This is a genomic window from Collimonas arenae, from assembly GCF_001584165.1.
Classification (GTDB): Bacteria; Pseudomonadota; Gammaproteobacteria; order Burkholderiales; family Burkholderiaceae_D; genus Collimonas; species Collimonas arenae.
In genome coordinates this window covers 1,981,913-1,999,610 of the sequence record NZ_CP013233.1, presented here as the reverse complement: position 1 = coordinate 1,999,610, position 17,698 = coordinate 1,981,913, and the positions used below count along the sequence as shown (strand labels likewise).

At 58.7% G+C, this 17,698-nt stretch carries 12 protein-coding genes and 2 pseudogenes; 9 read left to right on the top strand and 5 right to left on the bottom strand.

The window, feature by feature from the left end; translation table 11 throughout:
- Window positions 1–2 precede the first annotated feature (2 nt).
- The 4 genes from msrB to CAter10_RS09380 all read left to right on the top strand — a co-directional run bounded on the left by msrB (window position 3) and on the right by CAter10_RS09380 (window position 2,243).
- Complete coding sequence (gene msrB / locus CAter10_RS09395; RefSeq protein ID WP_061533203.1) at window positions 3–404, top strand: peptide-methionine (R)-S-oxide reductase MsrB; 402 nt, start codon at window positions 3–5, stop codon at window positions 402–404.
- Between the two features lie 48 nt (window positions 405–452).
- Window positions 453–1,073: a septation protein A gene (locus tag CAter10_RS09390; RefSeq protein WP_061533202.1), complete on the top strand. Its 621-nt coding sequence runs from the start codon at window positions 453–455 to the stop codon at window positions 1,071–1,073.
- Window positions 1,070–1,351, top strand: a complete 282-nt coding sequence (locus tag CAter10_RS09385; protein WP_061533201.1) for a BolA family protein — start codon at window positions 1,070–1,072, stop codon at window positions 1,349–1,351. The genes CAter10_RS09390 and CAter10_RS09385 overlap by 4 nt, the downstream gene beginning before the upstream one ends.
- 112 nt (window positions 1,352–1,463) lie before the next feature.
- A complete protein-coding gene (locus CAter10_RS09380; protein WP_061533200.1) occupies window positions 1,464–2,243 on the top strand; it encodes a peptidylprolyl isomerase in 780 nt (259 codons plus the stop codon).
- 230 nt (window positions 2,244–2,473) lie between these two features.
- Here the strand turns inward: CAter10_RS09380 and purL are convergent.
- Both purL and CAter10_RS09370 read right to left on the bottom strand, forming a co-directional pair.
- Window positions 2,474–6,487: pseudogene (gene purL, locus CAter10_RS09375) on the bottom strand (phosphoribosylformylglycinamidine synthase).
- A 317-nt stretch (window positions 6,488–6,804) separates the two neighbouring features.
- Window positions 6,805–7,821 carry a zinc-binding alcohol dehydrogenase family protein gene (locus CAter10_RS09370; RefSeq protein ID WP_061533199.1) on the bottom strand — a complete coding sequence of 339 codons (1,017 nt, stop codon included), beginning with the start codon at window positions 7,819–7,821 and terminating at the stop codon, window positions 6,805–6,807.
- Window positions 7,822–7,957: 136 nt separating this feature from the next.
- Between CAter10_RS09370 and CAter10_RS09365 the strand changes: the two genes are divergently transcribed.
- Window positions 7,958–8,857 carry a LysR family transcriptional regulator gene (locus CAter10_RS09365; protein WP_061533198.1) on the top strand — a complete coding sequence of 300 codons (900 nt, stop codon included), beginning with the start codon at window positions 7,958–7,960 and terminating at the stop codon, window positions 8,855–8,857.
- On the opposite strand, the gene CAter10_RS09360 is transcribed toward CAter10_RS09365, so the two are convergent.
- Window positions 8,841–9,752, bottom strand: a complete 912-nt coding sequence (locus CAter10_RS09360; protein WP_061533197.1) for a LysR substrate-binding domain-containing protein — start codon at window positions 9,750–9,752, stop codon at window positions 8,841–8,843. The two genes, CAter10_RS09365 and CAter10_RS09360, sit on opposite strands and share 17 nt — an antisense overlap.
- 110 nt (window positions 9,753–9,862) lie before the next feature.
- Here CAter10_RS09360 and CAter10_RS09355 point away from each other — a divergent pair, with 110 nt between their 5' ends.
- The 4 genes and pseudogenes from CAter10_RS09355 to CAter10_RS09340 all read left to right on the top strand — a co-directional run bounded on the left by CAter10_RS09355 (window position 9,863) and on the right by CAter10_RS09340 (window position 14,820).
- Window positions 9,863–10,465, top strand: a complete 603-nt coding sequence (locus CAter10_RS09355; RefSeq protein ID WP_061533196.1) for a short chain dehydrogenase — start codon at window positions 9,863–9,865, stop codon at window positions 10,463–10,465.
- A 120-nt stretch (window positions 10,466–10,585) separates the two neighbouring features.
- A pseudogene (locus CAter10_RS09350) lies at window positions 10,586–11,787 on the top strand (DUF2252 domain-containing protein).
- Between the two features lie 231 nt (window positions 11,788–12,018).
- Complete coding sequence (locus CAter10_RS09345; protein ID WP_231879249.1) at window positions 12,019–13,284, top strand: D-amino acid dehydrogenase; 1,266 nt, start codon at window positions 12,019–12,021, stop codon at window positions 13,282–13,284.
- 27 nt (window positions 13,285–13,311) lie between these two features.
- Window positions 13,312–14,820: an NAD(P)H-hydrate dehydratase gene (locus CAter10_RS09340; RefSeq protein ID WP_061533195.1), complete on the top strand. Its 1,509-nt coding sequence runs from the start codon at window positions 13,312–13,314 to the stop codon at window positions 14,818–14,820.
- 84 nt (window positions 14,821–14,904) lie between these two features.
- Here the strand turns inward: CAter10_RS09340 and CAter10_RS09335 are convergent, their stop codons facing one another.
- A complete protein-coding gene (locus CAter10_RS09335; protein WP_061533194.1) occupies window positions 14,905–15,420 on the bottom strand; it encodes an NnrU family protein in 516 nt (171 codons plus the stop codon).
- A gap of 161 nt (window positions 15,421–15,581) precedes the next feature.
- Entirely contained in the window at window positions 15,582–17,639 is a 2,058-nt protein-coding gene (locus CAter10_RS09330; RefSeq protein ID WP_061533193.1) for a S46 family peptidase, read from the bottom strand.
- Between the last annotated feature and the right edge of the window lie 59 nt (window positions 17,640–17,698).

Genomic DNA, 17,698 nt, shown 5'->3' with positions numbered 1-17,698 from the left:
TCATGAGCACCACCAAAATCAGTAAGACCGACGCCGAATGGCGCGCCGAGCTGGAACCGATGGAATATGAAGTGACCCGCCATGCAGCGACCGAACGGGCATTCACGGGCCGCTACTGGGATCACCACGAACACGGCATCTACACCTGCGTCTGCTGCAATACACCCTTGTTCGAATCGGACGCCAAGTTCGATTCCGGTTGCGGCTGGCCGAGCTACTTCAAAGCCATCAATCCCGACAACGTCGAAGAACGCGTCGACCGCAGCCATGGCATGAGCCGCACCGAGATCCTGTGCAAGGTGTGCGACGCCCACCTAGGCCACGTGTTCCCGGACGGCCCGCCGCCAACCGGCCTGCGCTACTGCATCAATTCGGCATCATTGCGTTTTGATCCGGCCGACTGAGCCATCTTCACCGACCGCTACTATCCTGACTGAAAGCAGACCCAACACATGAAGTTCCTGTTCGACCTTTTCCCGGTAATTCTTTTCTTCGGCATCTTCAAATGGGGCGAAGGCAGCTCCGATGCTGCGCTAGCGCTGGTCAATCATTACTTGTCCGGCTTTGTCTCTGGTGGCGTAGTTACCGCAACCCAGGCGCCGGTACTGTTGGCGACAGCGGTGGCTATCGTCGCCACCGTCGCACAGATCGGCTACCTGTTGCTGCGTCGGAAAAAAGTCGACGCGATGCTGTGGGTATCGCTGCTGATCATCTGCGTATTTGGCGGCGCCACCATCTACTTCCATAACGAAACGTTCATCAAATGGAAGCCAACCGTCCTGTACTGGGCCTTCGCCGCGGTATTGCTGGTCAGCCAGTTGTTCCTGAAAAAGAACCTGATCCGCACCATGATGGAAAAGCAAATGTCCATGCCGGATCAGATCTGGCCAAAGGTGGGCTTTGCCTGGATCGCTTTTTTCATCTTCATGGGTTGCCTGAACCTGTTTGTGGCATTCAACTTCCCGACCGCCACCTGGGTCAACTTCAAACTATTCGGCGGCATGGGGCTGATGTTCGTCTTCGTTATCGGCCAAAGCCTGCTGCTGTCGAAATACATCAAGGAATCTGAATGAACAATCAGCGTCTTGATACGATTCGTAACAAATTGACAGCAACTTTTTCGCCGCTGGAATGTCTAGTGGAGGATGAGTCGGCGCTGCATGTGGGACACGCCGGCGCTGCTTCAGGCGGCGGTCATTACAAGGTACGGATAGTCAGCACAGTTTTTGAGGGGCAAAATCGCTTAAATCGGCATAGGCTGGTGTATGATTGCCTGGCTGAAATGATGCATACTGAAATCCATGCACTGGCAATCAATGCGCTGGCGCCTTCTGAAACAAAAGCGAAATAAGTAACCTTGATAAGTACCTTAAACAAAATAATTGTCCTGCAAACCGACTTCAGTTATTCTGGCCTGTCTAGCATTAATTTATTCATAACTTCTCCCCAATTAGGATGTGATAATGACTTTTAAACCTTCCCGTTTACTGGTAGTACTTTTTGCAGCTGCTGCATTGCCTGTTATGGCGCAAAACCTTGCAGTCGTGAATGGTAAGGCAATCCCGTCTTCGCGCGCCGACATGATGGTCAAGCAATTGACAGCACAAGGCGGTCAGGCTGACAGCCCGGAACTGCGCAACATGGTCAAGGACGAGCTGATCAACCGTGAAGTGCTGATCCAGGAAGCCGACAAGCTGGGCCTGGGCAACAACCCAGACGTGAAGGCGCAAGCCGACATCGCCCGCCAATCGATCCTGATCCGCGCCCTGGTTGCCGACTTCATCAAAAAGAACCCAATCAAGGATTCCGACATCCAGGCTGAGTATGACAAGTTCAAGGCACAAGCCGGCGACAAGGAATACCATGCACAGCATATCCTGGTTGAAAACGAAGCCGATGCAAAAGCCATCATCACCAAGCTGAAAGCCGGCGCCAAGTTTGAAGATCTGGCCAAGCAATCGAAAGATCCAGGTTCGGCAGCCAATGGCGGCGATCTGGGTTGGGCAACACCAGCTTCGTTCGTGAAGCCATTCTCCGATGCGCTGGTTGCATTGAAACCAGGCCAACTGACCGACACACCGGTCAAGACCCAGTTTGGCTATCACGTCATCAAACTGGACGAAGTACGCCCAGCCAAGATCCCGACCCTGGCAGAAGTAAAGCCACAGATCACTGAAGCGCTGCAACAGAAAAAACTGCAGGCTTACCAGCAAGATCTGCGCGCAAAAGCCAAGGTGCAATAAGACCTTCGCAGCAAGCAATCATGCGGCAATAAAAAAGCGCTCCTCGGAGCGCTTTTTTTGTATTCCCAGCGATAACATATCGACGATATCGCCTGACCTAGGCGGGCAGCCGTGCCCACGCGTTACCTCAATCGTCGAATAAAGTTGGCGTGGCAAAACAACTTGCCCACCCTACCTGACTACTAACTACGACTCCTGATCGCTCAGGAATCGCTGACCTCAAATGGCAATTACCCTACCCACTTACGCGCATTGCGGAACATGCGCATCCATGGTGAGTCCTCGCCCCACGATTCCGGGTGCCAGGATTGCTGGACGCTGCGGAACACCCGTTCGGCGTGCGGCATGCAGACCGTGAAACGGCCGTCTGGTGTAGTTACCGAGGTAATCCCCTGCGGTGAGCCGTTCGGATTGTACGGATAGCTTTCACTTACCTGTCCCTTGTTATCGATGAAACGCATCGCTACCAAGGCTTCGTTGATATCGCCGGTTTGCGAGAAGTCTGCGAAACCTTCGCCGTGGGCGATGGCGATGGCGCTCTGCGTGCCGGCCATGTCCTGGAAGAAAATCGATGGCGACGACTCGACTTGCACCATCGAGAAGCGGGCTTCGAATTTCTCCGATTTATTGCGCGTGAACTTCGGCCAGGCTTGCGCGCCTGGGATGATCGATTTCAGGTTGCTCATCATCTGGCAACCGTTGCAGACGCCTAGCGCAAAGGTATCGCCACGTTGGAAGAACAGCGAGAACTGCTCGGCCAGCTTGGCGTTGAACAGAATCGTCTTGGCCCAGCCTTCGCCTGCACCCAGTACGTCGCCGTAGGAGAAGCCACCAACGGCGATGAAACCCTTGAAGTCATCCAGGCGGCGCGGCCGGCGATCAGATCGCTCATGTGGACGTCGACCGAGGTAAAGCCAGCCTGATGCATCACATAGGCAGTCTCGACATGCGAGTTGACGCCTTGCTCGCGCAGGATCGCTACCCGCGGCTTGGCCGCCAGGTTCAGGAACGGTGCAGCGATATTGTCTTGCTGGTCGAATGGGATCTTCGGCGTGATGCCAGGATCCGCCGCATCCAGGATACGGTCGTATTCGGCATCGGCGCTGGCAGGATTGTCGCGCAGACGGGCGATGCGCCAGCTGGTTTCGCTCCACAGGCGTTGCAGGTCAATACGGGTCTGGCTGTAGATGGTCTTGGCGTCGCGGCTGAACTCGATGATGTCACGCGCATTCGCTTGCCGATGATATGGCTGCAGGCGCCCAGGTTGAAGCTGCGCAGCACATTCATGACTTCCGACTTCTGCTCGGCGCGCACTTGCAGCACCGCACCCAGCTCTTCGTTGAACAGTGCGCGCAAGGTCAATTCATTGCGACGCTCAGCCACCTGGCCGGTCCAGTTCTTGGAATCACCCCAATCCGCTGCGTGCTCGCTTTCCATGGTCAGGATGTCAAGGTTGATCGACAAACCGCTATGACCGGCAAACGCCATTTCACACAAGGATGTGAACAGGCCGCCGTCGGAACGGTCATGGTAGGCCAGTAGTTTTTGCTCGCTGTTGAGTTGCTGGATCGCGGCGAAGAAGCCCTTCAGGTCTTCCGCGCTGTCGACATCCGGCGTCTCATTGCCGATCTGCTGCATGACCTGCGTCAGCGCCGAAGCGCCCATGCGGTTCTTGCCGCGGCCGAGGTCAATCAGGATGATGGCTGTATCGCCAACATCGGTGCGGATCTGGGGCGTCAACGAGCGGCGTACATCGGTCACCGGCGCGAAGGCCGAGACGATCAGCGATACCGGTGAAGTCACGGCCTTGGCTTGGCCTTCGTCTTTCCAGGTGGTGCGCATCGACAAGGAATCCTTGCCGACCGGGATGCTGATGCCCAGCGCCGGCACAACTCCATACCAACCGCCTTGACGGTATCAAACAACGCCGCGTCCTGCCCAGGCTGACCACAGGCGCCATCCAGTTGGCCGACAATTTAACGTCGGAGATATCAGCAATCGGTGCGGCGGCAATGTTGGTCAGCGCTTCGCCGACCGCCATGCGGCCCGATGCGGCAGCATTGATGACAGCCAGCGGCGTACGCTCGCCATCGCCATCGCTTCACCCAGATAGCCCTCGAAACTCATGCTGGTGACAGCGCAATCGGCTACCGGGATTTGCCACGGACCGACCATCTGGTCACGCACCGACGTGGCGCCAACTGTGCGGTCGCCGATGGTGATCAGGAACGATTTGTCGGCGACTGTAGGCAACTTCAGCACGCGCTGCGATACTTCCAGCAGATCCATGCCGGTCAGGTCAACCGCCGGCAGCACCGGATTGACGTGGGTCACATCGCGCAGCATCTTTGGCGGCTTGCCGAGTAGGACATCCATCGCATGTCGACCGGATTGTTGTCATGTTCAGGATCGATCACCTTCAATTGACGCTCTTCGGTAGCCGTGCCGACAACCGCGAACAGGCAGCGCTCACGCTGGCAGAAATACTCGAACAGCGGCAGGCTTTCCGGTGCGATCGCCAGCACATAACGCTCCTGCGATTCATTGCTCCAGATTTCCTTGGGCGCCATGCCGCTCTCTTCCAGCGGCACCTTCCGCAAATCGAAAATCGCGCCGCGCTTGGCGTCGTTGGTGATTTCAGGGAACGCGTTCGACAGGCCGCCGGCGCCGACGTCATGGATCGACAGGATAGGATTCTTGTCATCCATCGCCCAGCAGGCGTTGATGACTTCCTGCGCGCGCCGCTCCATTTCAGGATTGCCGCGCTGGACCGAATCGAAATCCAGGTCCGCCGTGTTGGAGCCGGTTGCCATCGACGATGCGGCGCTGCCGCCCATGCCGATGCGCATGCCTGGGCCGCCCAACTGGATCAGCAGGCTGCCAACCGGCAGGTCGTTCTTCTTGGTGTGCTTGTCGGAGATACTGCCGATACCGCCGGCAATCATGATCGGCTTGTGATAGCCCTGCACGTTGCCGCCGACATTCTGTTCGTAGGTGCGGAAATAGCCGCCCAGGTTAGGTCGGCCGAATTCGTTGTTGAACGCAGCGCCGCCGAGCGGGCCTTCGATCATGATCTGCAAGGCCGAGGCGATGCGCTCCGGCTTGCCATACTGGCCGACATCCTGCTGACCGGCGACGGTAACATCAGCAGCGGTCTCCCATGCCTGGTGCGCGTCCGGCAACAACAAGTTGGATACGGTGAAGCCAGTCAGGCCAGCCTTCGGCTTGGCGCCGCGGCCGGTTGCGCCCTCGTCGCGGATTTCGCCGCCGGCGCCGGTGGAGGCGCCCGGGAATGGGGAAATCGCGGTCGGATGATTATGCGTCTCGACCTTCATCAGAATGTGCGTCAGTTCTTCCGATGCACGGTAGGTATTGCCTTCTGCCGCGCCGCGCGCATAGAAGCGCGAGACAGTAGCGCCTTCGATGATGGATGAGTTGTCGCTATAGGCGACGATGGTGCCCCTGGGCGCCAGCTGGTGGGTGTTCTTGATCATCGCGAACAACGATTTGTCCTGCGCTTCGCCGTCGATGACCCAGTCGGCGTTGAAAATCTTGTGGCGGCAATGTTCGCTGTTGGCTTGCGCGAACATCATCAGTTCGACATCGGTTGGATTGCGCTTGGCGCTGGTGAACGCCGCCACCAGATAATCGATCTCATCGTCCGACAATGCCAGGCCGAGTTCGCTATTGGCTTCCGCCAGCGCCTGCTTGCCACCGGCCAGCAGGTCGACAAACGCCAATGGCTTGGCATCCAGTTCGCGGAACAGGCCGCCGGCCTCTTCGGCGCTACGCAACACGGTTTCGGTCATGCGGTCATGCAAGACATCGGCAATGGCGCGCACGCTGTCGTCGCTCAGCTTCTTCTCTGCTCCCAGGCCCAACAGGCCGGCCTTCAGCTTGACCTGAAACGCAATCCCGCGCTCAATGCGCTTGATGTGCGTCATGCCGCAGTTATGGGCAATGTCTGTGGCCTTGCTGGCCCACGGCGAAATGGTGCCGAAACGCGGGATGACGATGAATTCCTCGCCACCTTCGCCGACAATCGACGAATCGAACGGGTCGCCATAGGTCAGCAATGCGTTCAGGCGGCCGATATCGTCCTGGCTGAGCGGCGTCGCGGCGTCGACAAAATGGTCGAAACGGCCGGTGACTGCGATGACATTGCTGTCGATCGCTTGCAATTGGGCTAAAAGGCGTTGGGAACGGAAGGCGGGAAGAGCGTTGGAACCGGGCAAAATCAACATGGCGAGGAGGGAGTTGATGCAGCGTGGGCTGCGGGTTAAATCAGAAGCCGTCATTATACAGTGCCGGCCCGTCCCTTGCCCTGTGAAACGATGACAAAATCAACTTGATTGCACTGGGGTGTAACCAGGCAAACATGCTGCTCCCCGAGAAAGAAATTGCAAAACGAATAATTAAAAATATCAAAACAATATCTAATCGCCGTCATTCCCGCGAACGCGGGAATCCAAATTACCACCCGCAACTTGAGTCCCGCGTGCGCGGGGACGACGCAGCCGCAGCTTGAGAAGCGACCACGCCAGACGATTGAACCCGTGATTTAAAAATCCTTGAGGACAATCTTGCCAATGACACGACCGGTTTCGAGCGTGGCATGAGCCTGCCTCAGGTTCGCAGCATTAATCGGCGACAACACCTGGTTGACCGTGGTAACGATGGTCTTGTTATCGATCAGGCCCGCCACCCGGTCCAGCAGATATCCTTGCTGCTCCATGTCGGCAGTCTGGAACATCGAGCGGGTGAACATGAATTCCCAGACGAAACCGGCGCTCTTGGCCTTCAACAGGCTGACATCGAGCGGTGCGGCGTTCTCGACAATGGTGCAGATCGTGCCTTGTGGCGCCACCACGGCAGCAGCAGCCGGGAAATGGTGGTCCGTATCATTCAGGATCAGCACATAGTCAACGCTGTCGAAGCCCTGCTCTTTCAGCTGCGCAGAAAGGTCGCCGAAATGGTTGATCACATGCTGCGCCCCTAGTTCACGCACCCATTTTTCAGACTCAGGACGCGAGGCGGTAGCGATCACGTTGAGGCCGGCCACCTTGACCGCCAGCTGAATCGCTATCGAGCCAACACCGCCGGCACCACCGATGATCAGGATCGACTTGCCCGGCAAGCTGGTTGCCGCCGGCACATGCAAGCGGTCGAACAAGGCTTCCCAGGCGGTGATTGCCGTCAGCGGCAACGCCGCCGCCTGCTCGAACGCCAGCGATTGCGGCATATGGCCGACGATCCGCTCGTCCACCAGTTGAAATTCGCTGTTGCTGCCGGGACGGGTGATATCGCCGGCATAGAACACCCGGTCGCCGACCTTGAAACGGCTCACCTCGGGACCGATCGCCTGCACTACCCCGGCGGCATCCCAACCCAGCACACGCGGCGCCGGCTCGACCGTGTCCTTGGGTGCGCGTACCTTGACGTCAACCGGGTTGACCGCAATGGCCTTGATCTCGACCAGGATATCGCGCCCCTTCGGCGTCGGCTTGTCGAGCTGGACGTCGACCAGCGACTCGGGGTTTTCTATAGGCAGGTAACGGGTTAATGCAACGGCTTTCATGCTCAAACTCCTGAAATTGGTTAACCGACTCAAGCTGGATTCATCGTAAATCCGATCGGATGCCAACCATTATGATAATGTTGAATTATTTTATAAACAGCCGATTAATTGATTCACTTTCAATCAATATTTGATAATGTATTCAACCACGGATCTTCAACTTTTCATCTACACTGCAGATCTCGGCAGCCTGTCGAACGCCGCCCGTCAGCTGGATCTGCTGCCAGCTACCGCCAGCGCCAGCCTGAAGCGGCTGGAACAGCAACTCAATACCAGGCTGTTCGTCCGCTCGACGCGCAGCATGCGCCTGACGCCGGAAGGCACCCTGTTTCTTGAATATAGTCGCCAAGCCCTGGCCCTGCTGCAGGAAGGCCGAGCCCTGCTCAATGCGGACGGCGCGGTAAGCGGCCATCTACGGCTGTCAATGCCGTCCGATGTTGGCCGCAATGTATTACTGCCCTGGCTCGACGCCTTCCAGGAAAAATATCCGCAAGTGACGCTGTCGCTACAGTTTTCAGACCGCGTGATCGACCTGTTCCGCGATCCGGTAGACGTGGCTTTCCGCTACGGTCCGCTGGACGACTCGACGCTGGTCTCGCAACCGCTGGCCGCTAGCCGCAGGGTGGCGGTAGCAGCGCCATCCTATCTGGCTAAACATGGCAGGCCGCTGGTGCCGAAGGATCTGGCCAGCCATAACTGCCTGCTGTATTACCTGCAGCACGGCTTGTTCAATAACTGGCGGTTTTATGCGGGCAAGACGCCGATTGACGTCAAGGTGCGCGGCGACCGCATGACCGACGATGCCGCCATCGCCCGCGCCTGGGCAGTAGCTGGTATCGGCATCGCCTACAAGTCCTGGCTGGACGTGCGCCAGGACGTAGCCGACGGCCGGCTGGAAATCGTCCTGGAACAGTTTGTCGGCGAGGAAACCCCACTTAGCATGGTGTATCCGCACCGCAGCAGCATGTCGCCATCGCTGCGCGCGCTGCTGGTGTTTCTGCGCGAACGCTTTGCGGCGCTCAACGCGGCTCCGTAAGCACCCCGCCGTCACGGCCGAAATGATCGACGACGAACTCGATGAACGATTGCAACTTAGGTGTCATCTTGCGATTTGACGCCACCACGATATGCATCGGCCGGTGTGCCAGTTCGTAGTCAGTCAGCAAGCGCTGCAGCCGCCCGGCAGCCACCTCGTCGCGCAGCAGGGCTTCCGGCTGCATGATGATACCGATCCCGTTCAATGCCGCCGTGCGTAGCGCCAGACCGTTGTTGGCGCGGAAGTTACCGTGCACCTCGACTTCCTGCCGCACGCCATCCCTGGCGAATTCCCAACGGTTATAGCGGCTGCCGTGGGCAAAGCTGAGGCAATTGTGCCCGACCAGTTCTTGCGGCGTGCGCGGAGTGCCGCAACGCGCCAAGTATTCCGGCGAGGCGCACACCATTGCACGGTAGTGCTGCAAGGGTCGCGCGATCAAGCTGGAGTCCGGCAGCTCACCGATCCGTAGTGCCACCTCGAAACCTTCCTCAACCATATCGACCACCCTGTCGTTCAGCGACAGATCCAGTTCGACATCGGGATAGCGCTCCAGGTAGGCGCGCACCACGGCCGTCAACATCAGGCCGCCGAAAGTTGCCGGCGCGGTCACACGCAACACCCCACGCGGCAACAGCTGCATCTCCTTGACCGAGGCGTCGGCGGCCTCGATTTCCTGCAGCGCCTGCTTGCAGCGCTCGAAATACAAATGGCCTATCTCGGTCAGGCTTTGACGCCGCGTGGTGCGATTCAACAAACGTACCCCAAGCTGCTCCTCCAACTGGCGCACATGCTTGCCTACCATCGTCGGCGAAATCCCGGCCTCTTCCGCCGCAGCCGAAAATCCGCCTTTTTCGACCACGCGGACGAAAATCTGCATGCTGGTCAGTCTGTCCATATCTTCAATTAAACACCATTGGTTTCAAGTGAAAGTAATTTTAATATATTTATCCACCATCAAGAAGCAATCATACTGGAGGCCGTATCTCATTCATCACGGAGCACAACATGAAAATCGCAGTTATCGGTGCCACAGGCACAGTCGGCAAGGCAGTCGTGGCGCAACTGGCGAGCCGCCACGAAATCATCGAAGTCGGCAACAGCAGCGGCCAGTATCAGGTCGACATGACGGATATCAACAGCGTCGAAACACTGTTCGACAAGCTCGGCAAGATCGACGCTGTCGTATCGACTGCCGGCAAGCTGCATTTCGGCCCGTTGCAGGAACTGACGCCGGAGAAATTCCAGGTCGGCTTGCGCGACAAGCTGATGGGACAGATCAACCTGGCGCTGGTGGCACAGCACCATCTCAACGACGGCGGCTCGATCACCCTGACCAGCGGCATCCTCAGCGACGAACCGATCCTGCAGGGCGTCAACGCCAGCACCGTCAACGCAGCATTGGACGGTTTCGTGCGCGCCGCCGCGATCGAACTGAAGCGCGGCCTGCGCATCAACATCGTCAGCCCGACCGTGCTGGAAGAGTCGCTGGCCAGCTACGGCCCGTTCTTCTATGGTTTCCAGGCGGCGCCCGCCAGCCGCGTTGCCCTGGCTTACAGCCGCAGCGTTGAAGGTGCGCAGACCGGCCGGGTATACCGGGTCTGGGAGTAAATATCAGGAACTCCGGGCCTTGAGGGAAACGCGTCAGTTTTGCCAACATATTGTCAAGACGATGCAGTAAGATTGGCGGCAGACAACTTGCCGCCAATTCATTCTTCCACGAGGCCCACCATGGTCAATGTCGTAAAACGCATCCAGGAATACAACGCCGGGCGTGATCCGGAACGCTTGCAACTCAAATATCGCAACATCCGCAGCAATCCGTTCGTATTCCTGCGCGGCACATGCCACCTGTTCTACGAGCGCCTGCCGAAAAGCGGCCTGTTCCGCACTGCCCCCGCGACCTGGATCTGCGGCGACCTGCATCTGGAAAATTTTGGCAGTTACAAGGGCGACAACCGCCTCACCTACTTCGACATGAATGACTTCGATGAAGCCGCGCTGGCGCCACCAGCATGGAACTGGTGCGCTTCCTGACCAGCGTCCTGATCGCGGCCGAAGGATTATCGCTGAGCGCCGCCGAAAGCCGCACCCTGTGCCGCGCCTTCCTCGATGCTTACAGCGCCGCGCTGACATCGGGCAAGGCGCGCTGGGTCGAACGCGATACCGCGCAAGGCATGGTCGGCACGCTGCTCAACGACTTGCGCGGCCGCCAGCGCGCACTCTATCTCGACACCCGCACTGTACGCAAAGGCAGGCAACGCACGCTGCGCATTGATGGCAAGAAGGCATTGGCAGTCTCGGACAAGCAACGCGCCAAAGTCACCGCCTTCATGAACGCATTCGCAGCGGAACAACCGAACCCGGATTTCTACAAAGTGCTGGATGTAGCGCGCCGCATCGCCGGCACCGGCAGTCTCGGCGTCGACCGCTACTCAATACTCGTAGAAGGCAAGGGCTCACCCGACACCAACTACCTGCTCGACCTGAAGCAAGCCTTGCCCTCCTCTCTGGCACCTTATCTGAAGCTTGAACAGCCAAAATGGAAGACCGAGGCACAACGCGTGGTGGCATTGCAACGGCGTTGCCAGGCAGTGCCCATGGCTTTCCTGCAACCAGTCATGCTTGGCAAGACGTCCTATGTGCTGCGCGGCCTGCAACCAAGCGAAGACCGAGTTGCGCTCGACCGCTCGCACCAAAAGATGAGCGATATTCAGCACGTGCTGGCCACCATGGGCAATATCGTCGCCTGGGCGCAACTGCGCAGTGCAGGTCGTCAAGGCTCGGCGATTGCCGATGAACTGATCGATTTCGGCCAGAACAGGAAATGGAAGAAGCCATTGCTGGAGGCGGTGCAGGAATGCACCATCCAGGTCAGCAAGGACTGGCAGACCTACAGCAAAGCTTATGACGACGGCGTTTTCAAGTTGTAGCCAAGGGCGCTAACATTTAACTGTTAACCAGCCCGAAAGCGAGCCCCAAAGTCGCCGCTTTTCCACAAACACCGGCAGCGACGATATTTGCCGCTGCCTGCTGTCCTCTTGGCAAGTAATTCAAGGTATGATTCTGATCGCCTACATGAGGCCAGCACGCAAGCCGGCGCCACGTCCGCGGAGTTTGTCCAGATCCGCCGAACCGGTTCGCAGAACACCTTGAGAACAATAGTGATACAGCAACAAACACAGAAACAAATCGTGGTTATCGGCGGCGGCGTAATGGGAGTCTGCAGCGCCTATTTCCTGGCCGAGGCCGGCCACCAGGTAGCAGTGGTTGAGCAACGCAGCAACGTTGCCGAAGAATCGACGCTAGGCAACTCCGGCATCCTGTCGGCCGGCTCTGCCATGCCATGGTCGGCACCCGGCATGCGCAAAGCGATCCTGGCCGGCATGTTCAATCAGGAAGCGCCCAATGTCCTCAATGCCCGCTTCAGCCCTGCACTGTGGCGCTGGATGCGGCGCTGGATGGCCGAATCGGAACTGCAGCGCTTTCGCTCCCACACTCACCAGATGCAACGCCTGGCGTCTTACAGCCAGGACCTGCTACAGCAAATCGAACAACATTACCAGATCGACTTCGAGCAAAGCCCCGGTTTGCTGCGCCTGTTCCGTAGCGAGGCGGAAATCGCTACGCTCGGCGCCACCCAGGAATTGCTGACCGAATGCGGCGTCGCCCACCAACTGCTCGACGGCGCTGCTGCGCGCGCACTTGAGCCGGCGCTGGCAAACGCCAGCAATGTCGCTGGCGGACTGTACTTTCCCGATATGGGCGCCGGCAACTGCACTTTGTTTACCAAACAATTGAAAGCCATCTTGCAAGGCCTGGGCGTACAGTTTCATTTCGACAGCGCAGTCACCGCCATCGAACCGCAGGGTTCGCGCGTGGCCTTGCACATTGACGGCCAGCAGCTGACTGCTGACGCAGTAGTCTGCGCTACCGGCAGTTCCAGCGCCAAGCTGCTGAAACCGCTCGGGCTGCGCCTGCCGCTGCACCCGATCAAGACCTACACTGCGACGGCCGCCGTCAAGAACTATGAAGATGCGCCGAAACTGGCCATCCTCGATCCCTCCTACAAGGTCACCATGGCGCGTATCGGCTCACGCATCCGCCTGTCCGGCATTGCGGAGTTCGGCGCGAAGGATATGGAAATCGACGACAAGGCGCTGCGCACCCTGCTGAAAGTGGCGCACGACTGGTTCCCCGACGCCGCCAATTTCAACAGCGCCAGCTTCTGGTGCGGCCACACGCCGATGCTGGCCGACGAAGTCCCGCTGATCGGCCATACCGGCGTCAACAATGTCTTCGTCAATATCGCCCATGGCGGTTCCGGATGGAGCATGGCGCTGGGCGCGGCCAAGGTGCTGGCCGACCAGGTTTCGGGCCGCCCATCGGAAGTTGATCTGGACGGACTGACCATCGCGCGCTATCGTTAAACTCCCACTCTTCTAGGCCGAGCCCCGATGAACGCCATCTATTCAACCGCCGATATCCGGAAAATTGAACAGGCGGCGTTGCGCAACTCGCCGTCATACAGCCTCATGCAACGCGCCGGCCAGGCCGCTGCCCAGACTGCGTTGCGCATCCTGCCCGGCCCTGCGCATGCTGCAACCATCCTGGTGCTGGCAGGCCCTGGCAACAATGGCGGCGACGCGCTGGAAACAGCTGCCGGCCTGGCCAAGGCCGGCGCCGAAGCAGTGGTGCTGCTGAAAGCCGATCCGACCCGTTTGCCGGCCGACGCCGCCAACGCGCTCAAGCGCGCTCAGCAGCAAGGCGTGCATCTGATGCCGCCGGAGCAATTCGCCGAGATCGACGGCAGCCAATGGACGCTGGTCATCGATGGTCTGTTCGGCATCGGCCTGGCCAGGGCGCTGGATGGCGATTTGCGCAAACTGGTGCAGGCGGTCAATGCGATGCACTGCCCGGTGCTGGCGCTGGATGTGCCGAGCGGGCTGGATGCCGATACTGGCACGGTGGTCGGTGCAGCCGGTGGCGGCATCGCCATCGAAGCCACGCACACGATCACCTTCATTGCTGACAAGGCCGGATTGCATACCGGCGACGGCCCCGATTATGCCGGCCAGGTTGAAGTCGCCACGCTGGAGATCGCAGACAATTATTTTCCAGCCGCGCATCTGTGGCTGAACCAGCCGGGATTGTTTTCCGAACGCCTGCAACCGCGCCGGCGCAATACGCACAAAGGCAGCTTCGGCGACGTCGCGGTCATTGGCGGCGCAGCCGGCATGGGTGGTGCACCAATCCTGGCGGCACGGGCCGCGGCCAAATGCGGCGCTGGCCGTGTGTTCGTCGGCTACGCAGAAAATCCTCCGGCCTATGACAGTGCACAACCTGAACTGATGTGCCGGCATGCAGACGACCTCGACTTTTCGACAGCGACACTGGTCGTCGGCACCGGCCTCGGCATGGCCGATGCTGCGTTGGCGCTTCTGGTACGGGCGCTGGAAGCTCCGAGCTGGTTGGTGCTGGATGCCGACGCCCTCAACCTGGTGTCGAAGCAACCGCTGCTGCAACAGCAGATTGCACAACGCCAGCACGCCGTACTGATGACCCCGCATCCGCTGGAAGCGGCGCGCCTGCTTGGCGTCAGCACCTCTGAAATCCAGGCTGACCGCATTAGCGCAGCACGCAAACTGGCCAGCCGTTTCAACGCGGTAGTGGTGCTGAAAGGTGCCGGCAGCATCATCGCCCGCGCTGACGGCGAAGCGGTAGTCAACTCTACAGGCAACCCGGCATTGGCCACCGCTGGCAGCGGCGATGTCCTGTCCGGCGTCTGCGGCGCCTTGCTGGCGCAGGGATGGCCGCATTGGGAAGCGGCGCTGGCGGCAGTATGGCTGCACGGTCGTGCCGCCGATCAGTTGGTGGAGCAAGGCATCGGGCCAATCGGTCTGACAGCTAGCGAACTGATTCCGGAAATGCGGCTGTTGCTAAACCAGCTGATACAGGAAAACTGACGGGCGCCGCCGCCAGGCAAGCGGCAAACGCGTCTTACATCCCCCAACTTACCACTGCCACGCCCATCAATTGCCGATGGAAGGTCATGACCAGCAGCGCCAGCAGCACGCCGAGACAATCGCTATCACGTCTTGCTTGAAAGTCGGTGTGAATGATTTGCTGCTATTTCTCAGCACTGCGGAAATCAGATCCAGCACGGCATAAGCCAGGAATGCCCCAAACAGCAAGGTCGCCTTGCCGTGGCCGTTGGCCAGCAGATGCACCAGCGCCCAGATACCTAACCCGAGCAACATCGGATGGCGTAGCCAGACGCGGATGTGGGTTTTCATGTTGGCGGCGGCAAACAGCACGAAACTGATGGCCATTGCGAACGGCGCCACCATGATGGCAAGCGGAGAGGAATCGAATACCCGGCCGCCGCCGGGCGCCCTGCCATAGCCAACGATGATGAGCAACAGCCCCAGCACCGCGACGATCGAAAACAGGGCCTTGTAACGATTTTCACCCCAATTGCCGACCAGTCTGGCTTTCAGACTGGGTACGGTGGGCAGCAGGTGGATACCGATAAACAGAACCAATCCCAAGACCAGCATCGCCATGATCGATCTCCTTTTGTACGCCACCTACCTGTCGGCGGCTGACCAGAACTCATTTCATGCCTGTCCGCGCAAACCGATACGGACAGGCATGAAATGAGCTCCATGCACTGCATGCGATCCCCTTCATGCGGTGATAAAGGGGATCATCTACAACACCCAGCTTAGTGCGCCAGGATTTCCTGCTTCAACGCACTACCGCCATACACCTTGTCCAGCGTTTCCAGGATCGCTCCGCTGTGCACCGCAATCGAACGATTGAAGCGCGGATCGTACCAGAACGCACCGCCCAGCGAATGGATGTTGCCGTCGAAAATCAGGCCGACGATTTCACCGTTGCGATTGATCATCGGGCTGCCGGAGTTGCCGCCAATGATGTCGTTGGTGGTGACCAGATCGTAGCGCTGCGCCAGGTTCAGTTTATCCTTAACGGCATGCCAGGAAGCAGGCAAGGCAAACGGATCAGCTCCAGTATCGCGCTCGAAGGCGCCACCAATGGTGGTGAATGGAGCGATCTGCTTATCTCCTTCTTTCCAGCCTTTAACTTCACCATACGACAGGCGCAGCGTAAAGGTGGCGTCCGGATAGGTACTGGTGCCTTGCTGTGCAAACCGCGCCTGGGCGATCAGTTCGGAATTTTTCTGCTGCACCGATTCCACTTCCTTTTCATAGCGGGTGCGGATCGCCCGTGCCGGCGGATCCAGCGCCAGTTCCATCTTGATGAACGGATCGTCGGATTTCAGGATGGCTTCCCGGCCGCCTTGCCACAATGCCTTGCGCACTGCAGGATCGCCCAACTTGGTATGATCAATCAGCGCAGCGCTAAGTTGATCCGGCGATTGCTTGCCAAGCACCCGCTTGACGAAGGCATCGTCGGCACCAAGGATTTCACGCATCTTGGTGAAAGAGAGTCCCAGCATCACTTTCTCGAACTCTGGATAAACCGGCGCTGTAGAGAACAATTCCTGCTCGACCTCCGGCAGTTTGGCGTCGGCATACTCAGGCAGGCGTTCACCATTCGGCTTGGCGCGTTCCGCCGCGCCGCGCACCAGTGCGCGGGCGTAGCTGAAATATTTGCTGTTGAAGCCGCGACCGCCTTCAATCATGCCGTATGGCGCTTCGATCTGCCGATACACCTGCTGCGCAGCAGCGATCTCATCCCAGGCGCCGCCGATCTTGGCTTGCAGCGCCGGTTGTTGCGCGACGTATTTGCGCAAGGCGGTTTCCTCATCCTGCTTTTGCTTCATCAAAGCCGGATCCTGCAAAGTCGTCAAACGTCCGCGCAGCGCCTTGTAGCCGTTTTCCACACCGAACAGCATGTGTTCTGCATTACGCGCCGCTTCCGGGCTGCTCTTGCTGTACTGTTCCAGCACGCCGCGCATCTCGGCCAGACGCAGCAAAGTGTTGACCAGGGTGACATCGCGCAAGGTATCCAGTTGCGATACGGTCAGCTGGCGCTGGGTCGAACCGGGCTGGCCGGTGACGAATACCAGCTCGCCTTCCTCCGCGCCGTTTTTACTGAACGGAAAGTAGTTCTCGATCTTGGCCGGCTTGCCACCTTCATAGGCACGCAACATGGTGATGTCCAGGTCGTAGCGTGGGAAGTTGAAGTTGTCCGGATCACCACCGAAGAAAGCGGCAGCCTTTTCCGGCGCCCAGACCAGGCGGGTATCTTGGAAACGATGGTATTTATAGACCTGGTATTGGCCACCGTGATACAGGTCGACCACGTCGCAACGTACGGTTTCCTTGTCATTGCCGACGCAAGCCGAAGTCAGCTTGGCCTTGATCGCATTCTGCGCGCTCTTGAAGGCAGCGCCATCAAGGCCGGCGGTTGCACTCTTGACCTGATCGGTAACATCGGTGATCTGTTCCAGCCGGTTCAGCTCGATCTCGGGACAGCTCAGTTCCTCTTCGCGGCGCTTGGCCAGGAAACCATCCTGGATCAGATTCTTGGTTGCCGTCGAGCGTTGGTCGAGGCATTCGGAAGCGCAGTGGTGATTGGTCATCACCAGGCCATCCTTCGATACAAAAGACGCCGAGCAACCGCCGGCGATACGCGCCGAACCAAGCATGGTGCGCTTGATCCAGGCATCTGTCGGGGTGAAGCCGTATTCGGCCTGCATCTTCGCTTTCGGTAAATTGTCCAGAGTCCACATCCCCTCCGCCGCCATGCCCATGCCTGGCACCAGCAGTGCCGCTAAAAGCCAATGAAATCGCATCGTACATTCCTAACATTAATAATTTTTAGGAGTGAAACATTACCACAATGAAATAGAAA